The sequence below is a fragment of the Lentzea albida genome (assembly GCF_900111005.1).
Taxonomy (GTDB): Bacteria; Actinomycetota; Actinomycetes; order Mycobacteriales; family Pseudonocardiaceae; genus Lentzea; species Lentzea albida.
In genome coordinates this window covers 66,572-79,643 of record NZ_FOFV01000009.1, presented here as the reverse complement: position 1 = coordinate 79,643, position 13,072 = coordinate 66,572, and the positions used below count along the sequence as shown (strand labels likewise).

General features: G+C 70.4%; 14 protein-coding genes. 8 read left to right on the top strand and 6 right to left on the bottom strand.

Annotation, left to right across the window (positions count from 1 at the left end):
* A complete protein-coding gene (locus BMY74_RS22910) occupies positions 1-357 on the bottom strand; it encodes an RNA-binding S4 domain-containing protein (RefSeq protein ID WP_245786306.1) in 357 nt (118 codons plus the stop codon).
* Positions 358-407: 50 nt separating this feature from the next.
* Positions 408-731: an STAS domain-containing protein gene (locus BMY74_RS45160; protein ID WP_177229871.1), complete on the bottom strand. Its 324-nt coding sequence runs from the start codon at positions 729-731 to the stop codon at positions 408-410.
* Between the two features lie 281 nt (positions 732-1,012).
* Between BMY74_RS45160 and BMY74_RS22900 the strand changes: the two genes are divergently transcribed.
* Positions 1,013-2,674, top strand: a complete 1,662-nt coding sequence (locus tag BMY74_RS22900) for a peroxidase family protein (protein WP_089919297.1) — start codon at positions 1,013-1,015, stop codon at positions 2,672-2,674.
* Positions 2,675-2,740: 66 nt separating this feature from the next.
* On the top strand, positions 2,741-3,964 hold the full coding sequence (locus BMY74_RS22895; RefSeq protein WP_089919296.1) for an MFS transporter: 1,224 nt from the start codon (positions 2,741-2,743) through the stop codon (positions 3,962-3,964).
* Position 3,965: 1 nt separating this feature from the next.
* Here the strand turns inward: BMY74_RS22895 and BMY74_RS22890 are convergent, their stop codons facing one another.
* From BMY74_RS22890 to BMY74_RS22880, 4 genes are read right to left on the bottom strand one after another with little or no spacing between them, the layout of a single operon-like run.
* On the bottom strand, positions 3,966-4,556 hold the full coding sequence (locus BMY74_RS22890) for a nitrile hydratase subunit alpha (RefSeq protein ID WP_089919294.1): 591 nt from the start codon (positions 4,554-4,556) through the stop codon (positions 3,966-3,968).
* Complete coding sequence (locus BMY74_RS45770; RefSeq protein WP_218159702.1) at positions 4,549-4,815, bottom strand: SH3-like domain-containing protein; 267 nt, start codon at positions 4,813-4,815, stop codon at positions 4,549-4,551. Before BMY74_RS45770 ends, BMY74_RS22890 begins: the two co-directional genes overlap by 8 nt.
* Positions 4,808-5,059: an SH3-like domain-containing protein gene (locus BMY74_RS45765; protein WP_218159701.1), complete on the bottom strand. Its 252-nt coding sequence runs from the start codon at positions 5,057-5,059 to the stop codon at positions 4,808-4,810. Before BMY74_RS45765 ends, BMY74_RS45770 begins: the two co-directional genes overlap by 8 nt.
* 1 nt (position 5,060) lies before the next feature.
* Positions 5,061-5,981, bottom strand: coding sequence for a TIGR01777 family oxidoreductase (locus tag BMY74_RS22880; protein WP_089919292.1), 921 nt, complete (start codon positions 5,979-5,981; stop codon positions 5,061-5,063).
* Positions 5,982-6,078: 97 nt separating this feature from the next.
* On the opposite strand from BMY74_RS22880, the gene BMY74_RS22875 reads away from it, so the two are divergent.
* The 6 genes from BMY74_RS22875 (at position 6,079) to BMY74_RS22850 (ending at position 12,958) form a co-directional block, all read left to right on the top strand.
* Positions 6,079-7,107, top strand: coding sequence for a substrate-binding domain-containing protein (locus BMY74_RS22875; RefSeq protein ID WP_089919290.1), 1,029 nt, complete (start codon positions 6,079-6,081; stop codon positions 7,105-7,107).
* A 33-nt stretch (positions 7,108-7,140) separates the two neighbouring features.
* Positions 7,141-8,439, top strand: a complete 1,299-nt coding sequence (locus BMY74_RS22870; RefSeq protein ID WP_089919289.1) for an ABC transporter substrate-binding protein — start codon at positions 7,141-7,143, stop codon at positions 8,437-8,439.
* The gene (locus tag BMY74_RS22865; protein WP_245786305.1) at positions 8,436-9,311 is read left to right on the top strand and encodes a carbohydrate ABC transporter permease; all 876 of its coding nucleotides are present in this window, start codon (positions 8,436-8,438) and stop codon (positions 9,309-9,311) included. The genes BMY74_RS22870 and BMY74_RS22865 overlap by 4 nt, the downstream gene beginning before the upstream one ends.
* The gene (locus BMY74_RS22860) at positions 9,311-10,138 is read left to right on the top strand and encodes a carbohydrate ABC transporter permease (protein WP_089919286.1); all 828 of its coding nucleotides are present in this window, start codon (positions 9,311-9,313) and stop codon (positions 10,136-10,138) included. The genes BMY74_RS22865 and BMY74_RS22860 overlap by 1 nt, the downstream gene beginning before the upstream one ends.
* Entirely contained in the window at positions 10,135-11,085 is a 951-nt protein-coding gene (locus tag BMY74_RS22855; RefSeq protein ID WP_245786304.1) for a hydroxyacid dehydrogenase, read from the top strand. The genes BMY74_RS22860 and BMY74_RS22855 overlap by 4 nt, the downstream gene beginning before the upstream one ends.
* Positions 11,086-11,242: 157 nt before the next feature.
* Positions 11,243-12,958: a DUF2264 domain-containing protein gene (locus tag BMY74_RS22850; RefSeq protein WP_089919285.1), complete on the top strand. Its 1,716-nt coding sequence runs from the start codon at positions 11,243-11,245 to the stop codon at positions 12,956-12,958.
* The last annotated feature ends 114 nt before the right edge of the window (positions 12,959-13,072 follow it).

Below are 13,072 nucleotides of genomic sequence, written 5' to 3'. Positions count from 1 at the left end.
CTAGTTCTGCGACCGGAACTGGTCCAGCACGCGCCGCTCCCGCTTCGTCGGACGGCCCGCGCCCCGGTCGCGGCGCGCGATCGGGATCTCCGGCGGTGGTTTGGGCGTGCGGTCGATGAAGCACATCGCCGCCACCTCGGCGCCGACCCGCTTCTGGATCACCCTGACCACCTCGACGACGCGGGTCTTGTCGCCGACGCGGGCGCGGACCTGGTCGCCGGGCACGACCGTCGTGGAGGGCTTGGCGGGCTTGTCGTTGATGCGCACGTGGCCGCCCCGGCACGCCTGGGCGGCGTCGGGGCGGGTCTTCGTCAGCCTGACCGCCCACAGCCAGCGGTCGATGCGCGTGGACTCCACCCCGCCATCATGGCACCCGCCGGGGTGGTGACGCCGTCCCGGCCCGGCCGCTAAGCCTCCACTGTGGACGGCAGGCCGAGCATCCGCCCGAGGCCCGACAGCTCCAGTACCCTCGTCACCTGGACGGACGCCGCCGAGACCTTCAGGCCGCCCGCCGCGGCCGACGCGCGGGCGTGGCCGCGCACCAGGGCGCTCACGCCGCTGGAGTCGCAGAACGTCACGCCGCTCAGGTCGAGGACCACGTAGCGGTGGCCGTTGTCGAGCAGGCGGTCGAGCCGGGCGAGAAGCCGTTCCGCGCCGGGACCGGCCAGTTCACCGGAGACGGTGACCAGGGTGGAGGCAGGCGACGACTTCGTCACCGTGACTTCGAGCATTTCGCAGCTGTACCCGCTCCCGCCGCGCCCGAAACCACCCCTCGGCCCGTCGCCCGTGCGGTGGGCCGTGACGACAGCGCGTGAAACTAGATCCGAATTCACAAGATCGCCTTTTCGGCGGTTCCCGAGAATATTCTCGTCCACCTCGTATCCGCTGCGTGACGGCATTTTGGTTCTCGGCAAAAGCTTCGACGGTGTTTTCATCCGTACGGAGACTGGCGGTGGGGCAGGTGCTTGTTGGGGAGAACAGGTCGCCTGGTAGAGGGGATACAGGGGGAGACATGAAGAGGCACGTGCGCGACAGTTTCTTCGTCGTGGGCGAAGGAGTGCTGGAATTCGACGACAAAGGTGTGGCCACCACGCGTCAGCCCTCCACGGCGGAGGAGTTGCGCAGGTTCCGGTTCTCGCGACTGGGGCCGAAGGGGCCGCGCACGGACGAGGAGACGCGGACCGCCCTCGCGACCGCGATCACCGCGAACGTCCCGCAGCCCGACTCGGCCGACCCGGTCGTCCCGGCGGGCTTCACCTACCTCGGCCAGTTCGTCGACCACGACCTGACGATGGACCGCACCGAGTCGCAGCTCGGGCAGGACGTGAACCTCGACGAGCTGCTGCAGGGGCGCTCGCCCGCGCTGGACCTCGACTCGGTCTACGGCCGCGGCCCGCGCGACAAGGACGACCAGGCCTTCTACGCCCAGGACGGCGTGAAGCTCAAGGTCGGCACCACGACGCCGGTGCCGTTCCCGGACGAGGGCACCAACGTCCCGTTCGAGGGCTTCGACCTGCCGCGCCGCGGTGGGACGGCCGGCACGGCGGCGGATCGGCGGCTGCCGCTGATCCCGGACGCCCGCAACGACGAGAACCTCGTGGTGGCGCAGACGCACCTCGCGTTCATCCGCTTCCACAACCGCGTGGTCGACGAGCTCGCGCTCACCGGCCTCACCGGCTCGCGGCTCTTCCGCGCCGCCAAGGAGCTCGTGGTGCGGCACTACCAGTGGATGCTCAAGACCGACTTCCTGCCGCGGATCGTCGACCAGGCGATCGTGGACGACGTCTTCACCCACGGCCGCCGGTTCTTCGAGGTGCCGGGCCGCTGCCGCGACGACTCGCCGACCATGCCCGTCGAGTTCTCGGTCGCCTCGTACCGCTTCGGGCACAGCCAGGTCCGCGACGTGTACCAGTGGAACCGCGTGTTCAACGAGACGGGACCGGGTGGAATCGCGACGTTGTTCGCGCTGTTCACCTTCACCGGTGTGGCCGGCAACTTCGACCCGGGCTCCCGCACGCCGGGTGACCTCGACGACGTGAACCGCGGCCCGATCTTCACGTTGCCCAGCAACTGGATCGCGGACTTCCGGCGGCTGTACGACTTCACCGAGGCCGAGCGCGAGGACCTCGTGCCGCCCGCGGCGACCGGCGGCGGCAACGTCACCAAGCGGATCGACACGCTGCTGGTCGACCCGCTGACGCGGCTGCCGGCCGGCACGTTCGGCGGGCGCGGCACGCAGTTCCGGGAGATCGAGCGCAACCTCGCGTTCCGGAACCTGACCAGGGCCTCGATGATGGAACTCGCCACCGGTCAGCAGATCGCCGAGATCTTCGGCGTCGAGCCGCTCACCGCCGAGGAGATCCTGGTGGGCAACGGCGGCGCGGTCGTCGAGGGCCTGACCGAGCAGCAGCGGGCGCAGCTGGTCGAGGCGACCCCGCTGTGGTTCTACGTCCTGCGGGAGGCCGAGGTCGCCGGTGGGCTGATGGGCCCGGTCGGCGGCAGGCTCACCGCGGAGGTCTTCCACCGCGCGATGGAGGGCAGCCGGATCTCGATCGTGCGCTCGCCGTACTGGCGGCCCACGCTCGGCCCGGACTCCAGCACGTTCCGGATGGTCGACCTGCTGCTGTTCGCGTTCGAGGGCAAGGCCGACCTGCTGAACCCGCTGGGCGACTGAACCGCACGCCGGAAGCCGCCCGGTTCAAGGGATCGGGCGGCTCCCGCGTCGTTGTAGCTTGTCCTGATGGGGGATCCACTCGCGCCTTTGGCGCATCCGGCTTTCCGCTGGCTGCTCGCGGGTCGGGTCACGACCATCGCGGGCAACGCGCTGGCACCGATCGCACTGGCCTTCGCCGTCCTCGACCTCACCTCGTCGATCACGTCGCTGGGCGTCGTCGTCGCCGCGCGGTCGATCGCGAACGCGGTGTTCCTGCTCTGGGGCGGCGTCGTCTCGGACCGCCTGCCACGCCAGCTCGTGCTCGCGGGGTCGTGCGCGGTCAGCTTCGCGAGCCAGGCCCTGATCGCGGCGCTCGTGCTGACCGGGACGGCGTCGGTGACGTGGTTCGTGGTGCTGTCGGTGGTCAACGGCATGTCGAGCGCGTTCTCGCTCCCGGCCTCGATGGCGCTGGTGCCGCAGACCGTGCCGGTCGAGGTGCGCCTGCAGGCCAACGCGGTGCTGCGCCTCGGGTTGAACACCGCGCGCATCGGCGGTGCGGCGCTCGGCGGCCTGCTGATCGCGTTCATCGGACCAGGCTGGGGCCTCGCGGTGGACGCGCTGTCGTTCGCGCTGGCCGGGGTGTTCTTCGCGCTCGTGCGCGTGCCCGCCGCCCGCCTGCCCGCCGAGCACAAGCCCTCGGTGCTGTCCGAGCTGAAGGTCGGCTGGGCGGAAGTCGTGTCACGGCAGTGGGTCTGGGTCGTGATCGTGAGCTTCACGCTGGTCAACGCGGCCCTCGTCGGCGGTGTCATGGTGCTCGGGCCGGTGCTCGCGGACACGACGTTCGGGCGTGAGGTATGGGGCCTGGTCCTGGCCGCGCAGACCGCGGGCATGGTCGTCGGCGCGTTCGTCGTGATGCGGCTCAGGGTGCGCCGGCCGCTGCTGCTCGGCGTGGCGCTCGTGTCCGGTTTCGCGGTGCTGCCGGTCGTCATGGTCGTGCACCCGGCGCCGTGGCTGCTGATCGCCACCTCGTTCGTGACCGGGGTGGGCCTGGAGCAGTTCGCGGTGGCGTGGGAGACGGCGCTGCAGCAGCACGTGCCGGCCGACCGGCTCGCCCGCGTCTACTCCTACGACATGCTCGGGTCGTGGGCGGTGATCCCGCTGGCGCAGCTCGCGATCGGGCCGGTGACGCACGCGTTCGGCACGTCGGCCGCGTTGCTCGGGTGCGCCGCGCTCTACCTGGTCGCGACCGGGGCGATGCTCGCCTCGCCGTCGGTGCGGGCGTTGACGAACGAACCTGTGCCGGCGCGGTGACCTACACGGCCGCCGTGCCGATCAACCCGTTGCGCGTCACCAGACCCGCGAGTTCGGCTTCGGTCAGCTCCTGCGTGCCGTCGGGCCGGCGCGGCAGCACCATGTACCGCGACTCGGCGTTCGCGTCCCACACCTCGATCCTCGTGGACTCGGGCAGCGTGAGGCCGAACTGCTCCAGCACCTCGCGCGGGTGGCTGACCACCTTCGAGCGGTACGCCGGGCTCTTGTACCAGGTGGGGGACGGGCCGAGCAGGGAGAGCGGGTAGCAGCTGCAGAGCGTGCAGACGACGACGTTGTGCACGTCGGCGGTGTTCTCGACGACGTGCAGCACCTGTGGTTGCAGGCCGCCGCCCATCGACAGGCCGAGCTCGGGCAGCGCCTCGTTCGCGTCGTCGAGCAGCCGTGTGCGGAAGCCGTCGTCCGTCCAGGCGCGGGCGACGACCCGGAAACCGTTGGCGGGGGAGGACTTCGCCGCGAACGCCTCCAGCACCTGGTCCAGTTCGCGCGGGTCGAGCAGGCCCTTCTCCTCCAGCACCGCCTCCAGGTCCCGGACCTGGGCGGCGATCGCGGAGTCGTCGTGGTCGTCACTCATCGCTGAGGTAGTCCTCCCAGAGGGACAGCGTCACGCTGTGGTCGCCGTGGCCGAAGAGTTCGCGTGCGGTGAAGCGCACCAGGTAGACCTGTTGCGGCTGCTGGATGCCCTGAGCGCTCAGGTCCGCGAGCGGGTGGACGCCGTCGCTGCCGACCACCGTGCCGACGTGGCCGCGCGCGTAGTGCGGCAGCCGCGTGTGGTGGTCGGGGTCCACTGTGGACGTCCGCACCCGGTCGCCCGTGCGGTAGCGCTCAGACAACGCCCTTCTCCTTCAGGAGCGTCCGGATGGCGCGGAACCAGTTCTCGTAGTAGCTCGACTCGTGGGACATGGTCCGTTCGACCGCGTCGCGGAACTCGTCGAGGTTGTAGACCTTCTGCCCGATCAGCGCGCGGTTCATCGCCATCACGTGCGCCTCCCAGTCGTGGTGGAAGGGCGGTTCGTCGAGCTCCTCGACCACCGGGCCGAACCCGTCGAGGCCTCCGACGTCGTTGGTCCTCGGCATCTCACCTCCTGCGCTCAGCCAGATTCTGCGCCGCCTCCCGCCAGTTCGGGAAGTGGAACTCGAATCCCGCGTCCTGCAGCCTGCCCGGGACCACCCGGCGGCTCTTCAACAGCAGCTCGGTGTCGGTGCGCAGCGCGAACGCCCCGATCTCGGCCATCCAGCTCGTCGCGGGCAGGCCCACGGGCACGCGCCACGCCTTGCGGAGCTCGCGCATGAACTCCCGCTGCGGCACCGGTCCCGGCGCCGCGAGGTTGACCGCGCCGGAGATCGGTTCGCGGATCAGCAGCGCGACGGCCCGCACGAAGTCGTCGTCGTGGATCCACGAGACGTACTGCCTGCCGCCCGCGACCGGGCCGCCCAGCCCGAGCCGGGCCATCCACGACAGGTAGTCGAACACGCCGCCCCGGTCCGGGCTCATCACCATCGCCGAGCGCAGCGCGACCTTGCGGGTGGCCGGGGTGTCGGCCTCCTCCAGCTCGGCCTCCCAGCGCTTGGCGATCTCGACGCTGTAGGCCCAGTAGCCCGGCACGTCCGGCTCCCGGCCGCCGAGCACGCCGGTCTCCTCGTCGTTCGGCGCGTCGAACCGGTGCGCGTAGATCGTCGCCGTGCTCATCTGCAACCAGACCCCGGGCGGGTCGTCCGCCTTCGCTATGGCCTCGCCGACGACGCGGGCCGAGTCGACCCGCGACCGCATCATCTGCTGGAGGTTCTCGGCGTTGTAGCGGCAGCTCACGCTGCGCCCGGCCAGGTTGATGACGACGTCGGCGCCGTTGATCTCGTCGGCCCACGGACCGAGCGTGTGGCCGTCCCAGCGCACGCCGGAGCTGCGGCTGATGACCACCACCTCGTGGCCCGCCGCCCTGAGCGCACGGGTCAGCACGCCGCCGACCTGTCCGGTCCCGCCTGGAATCACGATCTTCATGTCGGTGTCCCCCTCGCGGCCGAAGCTAGTCCCCGGTCGCTGAGAGTCGTGTCAGCTATGCTCGCGGCAAAACGCTCAAACGAACAGGCGGTCGGTCATGCGGGAGTCCAGCGAGGCACGGCGGCAGCGGATCCTGGCCGTCACGGCGTCGCGGGGCACGGTCAAGGTGAGCGATCTGGCCGAGGAACTGGACGTTTCGATCGTCACGATCCGCCGTGACGTCGAGGAGCTCGCCCGCTTCGGCAAGCTGCGCCGCGGGCACGGCGTCGCGCGGTCGCTCACCCCGGTCGAGCAGCCGGAACCGCGACAGGCGGTGAACGGGTCGATCGCGCTGGTCGTGCCGGAGCGCCACACGTACCTCTACGAGACGATGAACGGCGCCCGCAAGACGCTCGAAGAGGCCGGCATGCGGGTCGTCCTGCACATCGCGCCGCAGGTCAGGGGCGCGGAACGGCCCATCGTCGAGAAGGCGCTGACCGAGTCCGTGCAGGGGCTGCTGATGGCGCCGCGGTGGCGCACGTCCGAGGAGGAGGCCGAGGACGACTGGCTCGCGGACACGGGCGTCCCGACCGTTCTCATGGAGCGCCGGCCGAGCGGTGGGCTGCGCGCGATGAACTCCGTGTGCTCCGACCACTGGTACGGCATGTACCTGGCCGTGAAGCACCTGACGGACCTTGGGCACCGTCGGATCGTGCTGGCCGCACGCGACGACAGCCCGACCGCACGCGTGTTGCGCAGGGCGTTCGCGGAGATCTCCGCAGGACTGGAGGACGCGGTCACGGTGCGGAGCTCGCCGGACACCGAGCTCGCGGACGTGCTGCGCGCGCACCGGGCCACGGCGGCGGTGCTGCACGGCGACGAAGACGCGTTGATGCTGGTCCAGCAGCTGATGCGCGCGGGGGTCGACGTGCCGGGGATGTGTTCGGTCGTGTCGTACGACGACGTGGTCGCCTCCCTCGGCAGCATCCCGCTCACGGCCGTCGCGCCGCCGAAGACCGAGGTTGGGAAAGTCGCTGCCGAGCTGCTGCTGCGGAAGCTGAAAGGCGAGGTCACGGCCGCCGAACGGGTCGAGCTGCTGCCCGCGTTGAAGATCCGCTCGTCGACTGAGCGTTTGACCGTTTCTTGACGTAAAACCGATCAGGCGATCAGGATGCGATTCATGCGCCTGAGTCGTCGCACACTTCTCGCGGCGGGCCTCACGGCACCACTGGCGGCCTGCTCCACTCCGCAACGCCGCGGTGCCGGAGGTCCGGTAGAGATCACGTTCTGGTCGGCCCTGCGAGGTAGTCAGCAGGTCGTCGACGCGTTCAACTCCTCGCAGAACCGCATCAGGGTGGTCTTCCAGCAGATCCCCTCGGGTGGGCAGGGCGGGTACGCCAAGCTCAGCAACGCGGCTCGTGCGGGCAACGCCCCCGACGTCGCCACGATCGAGTACCCGCAGGTGCCGGGGTACGCGATCGACGGCGTCGCCAGGGACATCACCGACCTCGTGACCGATCGCGTCAAGCAGAAGATCCTCCCGCAGGCCCTGAAGCTCACGACGTTCGACAACCGCGTGTTCAGCGTCCCCCTCGACGTCGAGCCGATGGTCCTGCACTACCGCGCGGACCTGTTCCAGGCCAACGGGTACGAGATCCCCGCGACGTGGGACGAGTTCGCCTCGCTCGCCCGCACGGTCCGCGACCGGTTCCCCGAGCAGCGGCTCGCGATCTTCCCGACCGACGGCGCCATGCAGTTCGCCTGCTACGCCTGGCAGGCGGGAGCGCAGTGGTTCGACACGAGTGGCGGCAAGTGGCGCGTTTCCCTCGCCGACGCGCCCACGCGCAAGGTCGCGGACTACTGGCAGGGGCTGATCGACGAGGACCTGGTGTTCCGCAACGCCGCCGACAGCAAGCAGCACGACGCGCAGCTCGGCCAGGACCGCGTGATCACGAGGCTCAGCGGCGCGTGGGACGCGGGCGCGCAGATGCGGGCCCGTCCGGCGCAGAAGGGCAAGTGGCGCATCGCCCCCATGCCGATCTGGGACGAGCAGGTCGTCGGCACGCACGGCGGGTCGACGTTCGCCGTCACCAAGGACTCGCGGCAGCCCGAGGCCGCGATGGAGTTCATCGAATGGCAGTGCACGCACCCGGACGCGCTGACCGCCCGGCTCAAGAGCGGCACGAGCAGCCAGTACCCGGTGGCGCCCGGCCTGGTCGAGGCGGGCGCGAAGGCGTTCCCCGGCGAGTACTACGGCGGTCAGGACATCTACCGGCTGTTCCAGCAGGAGGCGGACAAGATCCGCGACGGCTGGGTGTGGGGGCCGCGGATGACCGCCACGCAGAAGGTCATGCAGGACGGGTTCGCGCGGGCGGGTGCGGGAGTCGGCACGGTGATCGACGCCCTGCGCGAGGCGCAGAGCGGCACGATGCCCGACCTCAAGGCGCTCGGTCTGTCCACTGAGGAGGGTGCCCGGTGAAGGGCAGGCTCGCCTGCGCCGTGCTGATGGCGCCGTTCTTCGTGCTGCTCGTGACGGTCTTCCTCGTCCCGACCGGTACCGCGGTCTGGCTCAGCTTCTTCGCCGCCGACCAGCCCGGGCTCGGGTTCGGCCCGGAGAGCACCGTGTTCGTCGGGCTGCGCAGCTACCTCGCGGTGCTCAGCGACCCGACGTTCCTGAACGGCCTGCTGACCGTCGTGCTGTACTGCCTGCTCTACATCCCGCTGATGGTCGTCGGCGCCCTGACCCTCGCGTTGCTGCTCGACTCCGGCGTGGCGAAGCTCCGCAGCTGGGCGCAGATGAGCCTCTACCTGCCGCACGCCGTGCCGGGCATCATCGCGGCGCTGATCTGGCTCTACCTCTACACGCCGGGGCTGAGCCCGATCGTCGACCTGTTCGCCAGGGCCGACATCCAGATCAACTTCCTCGGCATCGACACCGTGCTGCCGTCGATCGTGAACATCGCCCTGTGGAGCAACCTCGGCTACAACATGGTGATCTTCTACGCCGCGTTGCAGGCCGTGCCGCGCGAGGTGCTGGAGGCGTCCGTCGTGGACGGTGCCGGTCCCGTCAAGCAGGCCGTGCGGATCAAGGCGCCACTGGTGCGCGGCGCGATCGTCACGGTGGGCATCTTCACGCTGATCTGGGCGCTGCAGCTGTTCACCGAACCGGTGCTGCTCTCGCAGTCGACGCCCATGATCAGCGCCCGGTTCTCGCCGAGCATGTACATCTACGACGCCGCCTTCACCCGCAACAACTACGGCCTCGCCGCGGCCGCGTCGGTGGTCCTGCTGGCCTTCACCATCGCGCTGTCCTACGGCGTCACCCGCTGGACGAACAGGAAGGCCATCTGATGACCCTCCTCGGCCGGACCACGGTGAACGTGGTCGTGGGCATCTCGGTGCTCTACACCCTGCTGCCGGTGATGTGGCTCGTGCTCGCCGCCACGAAGAACGTCGACGCGCTGTTCAACAGCGACCTGTTCGGCGGGTTCTCGCTGGTGGAGAACGTGCAGAACCTGTTCGCGATGGACAAGGGCCTGTACGGGCGCTGGTACCTCAACAGCCTGCTGTACGCGGTGTTCGGCGCGGCCGTCAGCGCGTTCATCTCGATCGCCGCGGGCTACGCGTTCGACAAGTACGCCTTCCGCCACAAGGAGAAGCTCTTCGGGCTCGTGCTCGCGGCGGTCATGGTGCCGCAGACCGTGCTCGCGCTGCCGCTCTACCTGATGGCGTCCGAGGCCGGCCTGGTGAACACGTTCTGGGCGGTGTTCATCCCGGCGCTGTTCAACCCGTTCGGCGTCTACCTCGGCCGGATCTTCGCGCAGGGCTACGTGCCCGACGAGGTGCTGGAGGCCGCGCGCATCGACGGCGCCGGCGACCTCGCCACGTACTTCAAGGTCGCGCTGCGCATGCTCGGCCCGGGGCTGGTCACGCTGTTCCTGTTCCAGCTCACCACGATCTGGAACAACTTCTTCCTCCCGATGGTGATGTTGTCCGACCAGTTGCTCTACCCCGTCAGCCTTGGCCTGTACCAGTGGAACAGTTCGGCCACGGTGTCTCCCGAGTACTACCCGGTGGTGATCATGGGATCTCTCTTCGCGGTGCTGCCGCTGATCCTCGCGTTCATGTTGCTGCAACGGTTCTGGAAGGCCGGCATGACCGCGGGAGCCGTCAAGTGAGGGCCGCGGGCGTGATGTCGGCGGAGGCCGCCACCGCCGTCCTCACGCCCGTGCTCGGCTCCCTGGAGTCGGTCTGCGAGTTCGCCGGCGTCTTCCCGGACTTCGCGGACGTGCCCGACGTCGACCTGCTCGTGACGGGCTGGGGGTGTCCACCGATCACGGCCTCCGTGCTGTCCCGGTTGCCTCGTCTGACGGCGATCGTGCACACGGCCGGGTCGGTCAAGGGCTTCGTTACCGACGCGTGCTGGGACCGCGGCATCGCGGTGTCGTCGGCCGCCCAGGCCAACGCGCTGCCGGTGGCCGAGTACACCGTCGCGATGATCCTGCTGAGCGGCAAGCGGGTGCTCGAACGCGCCCGCGAGTACCGCGAGACCAAGCGGATGGCGGTGTACGAGGTGGCTCCTTCGGTGGGCAACTTCGGCACCGTCGTGGGCATCCTGTCGGCGTCGCTGATCGGCCGCCGGGTGATCGAGCTGCTCGCGCCCTACGATTTCCAGGTGCTGGTGCACGACCCGTTCGTGACCGAAGTGGACGGTGCCGAATCCGTGGGGCTGGCCGAGTTGTTCGAACGCAGCGACGTGGTCAGCGTGCACACGCCCCTGCTGCCGGAGACCGTCGGCCTGGTGAGCGCCGAACTGCTCGGGTTGCTGCGCGACGACGCCGTGCTGATCAACACGGCCCGGGGCGCGGTGGTGGACCAGGACGCGCTGGCGGCGGAGGCCGGGCGGATCCGCGCGGTGCTCGACGTGACCGACCCGGAGGTGCTGCCGGCGGAACACCCGTTGTGGCACAGCGATGCCGTGCTGATCACGCCTCACCTGGCCGGTTCGCAGGGCAACGAGTGGGGGCGGCTCGGGCGGCACGCGGTGGACGAGGTGCGGCGGTGGGCGGCGGGGGAGGGGTTCGCGACCCCGGTGCCGGCGGAGTTGAGGGGGAGGATCGCGTGAGGGAGCAGGAGAGAGCCGGGGGCCGCGTGGCGGGTCGGGTCCAGGCCCGCGTGGCGCCACCGCACCACAGCCCACCACCTGCGGCGCAGCCGCCCCACGAACGCATGAACCTGTCAGACCACAGCCGGCCGCCGGCCGAGCGAAGGGACCCCATCGCGTGAAGCTGCCCGACCCCGACCACGCCCTCAGCCCCCGCACCGGCCTCACCCGCGCCCACTGGGTCGCCACCGCCGACGGCCTGCTCGACGCCGCCTGGCGCCACGCCTCCCCGGACCACGCCTTCCTCGACCTGCCCGGCAGGCCGTCCCGCAGCGGCGTCCGGTCCGACGGCCTGGAGGGCTACGCCCGCACGTTCCTCGCCGCCGCCTTCCGCACCGCGCACGGCGACGACCCGCACAACCGGCTCGAGCGGTACGCCGCGGGTCTCACCGCCGGGACCGGCGGGCAGTGGCCCGCCATCTCCGACGTCGGCCAGCCCATGGTCGAATCGGCCTCCGTGGCGCTCGGACTGCGCCTGACCAAACCGTGGCTGTGGGACGAGCTCCCCGAGGAGACCCAGGACCGGGCCGAGGCCTGGCTGAGGGGCTCGCTGCGGCACGTGCCGGCCGCCAACAACTGGTACTTCTTCCCCTACACCGTGGCGTCGTTCCTGGAGAACGCCGGTCGCGGCGACGACGAGACCCGTCGGGCCAAACAGCGTGCGATGGAGTTGCTCCAAGGCTGGTACGTCGGGGACGGCTGGTACTCCGACGGCGACGGCAGGGCGTTCGACCACTACAACGGGTGGGCGCTGCACCTCTACCCGGCGCTCGACGCACACCTCGACGGGCGGCCGGTCACCACGCACCTGCGCGAGCACCTGAAGAGCTTCCACCTGCTGTTCGGCGCGGACGGCGCTCCGCTCTACTTCGGACGGTCGCTGACCTACCGGTTCGCCGCCGCGTCGGCCGTGGCGCTGGGGGCGGTCACCGGGGAGACGCCGTTGAGCCCCGGCCACTCGCGGTACCTCATCAGCAACTCGCTGCGGTACTTCCTCGACCGCAGCTCGCTCACCGACGGCCTGCTCAGCCTCGGCTGGCACGGGCCGCACGAGGCAAGCCTGCAGCCCTACTCCGGCCCGGCCTCGCCGTACTGGGCGTCGAAGGCGTTCGTCTGCCTGCTCGCCGGCCCCGACCATCCACTGTGGACCGCGGTGGAAGAGGTGCAGGACGAGGACCGAACGCTCGCGCTGCCCGGTCCGGGCCTCCTGGTCCAACGCCACGGCGGCGTCACGAGGCTGCACAACCACGGCAGCGACCACGTCCGGCCGTTCGAAGGGGAGTACGCGACCGACGACGATCCGCTGTACAGCCGGTTCGCCTACTCGACCTCCACCGGCCCGACCTCGAAGCACAACGTGGCCGACAACCACCTCAGCCTGGTCGTCCGGGGCGACCGCAGCGTGCGGCGGCGGATCCACCCCCTGGGCGCGCGGGACAACTGGGCCGCGTCCTGGCACCGGCCGGTGTTCGACGCGAACCAGGTCGTGGTGCCGGGCTTGAAGGTCGAGAGCGTCACGGCCGTGTGGGGTGACCAGGAACTGCGCGTCCACCGCATCATCGGCGCGCCACCGGGCACGACGGCCGAGCTCACCGGCTGGGCCACCGACCTGCCGTCCCGGCTCGTCGGGGTGCGGGGCTGGACCGGCGAGAAGTCGCAGACCGCACCTCAGGGCACGGCCTTCACCACCGCCGCACACGTCCCGACCCTGACCGCGGACGTGGAGGGCACGGTCACGCTCGCCGCCGTCGCCGTCCTGAACGGCACCGTCGAGGAGGCGGACTGGGACGCCCGCGTCGACGACCTGCTGGAACGAACCCTCGACGCGGACTAGTGGTGTGGCGCAGGAGGTTGTCGGGGGAATCCGTGGTCAGACGGGTGCATCGTGGTGCCGCCCCCACGTCGTCGTACTGGTGGTACGGGGGCGTGGGGGCGGTGCCGCGAGGCG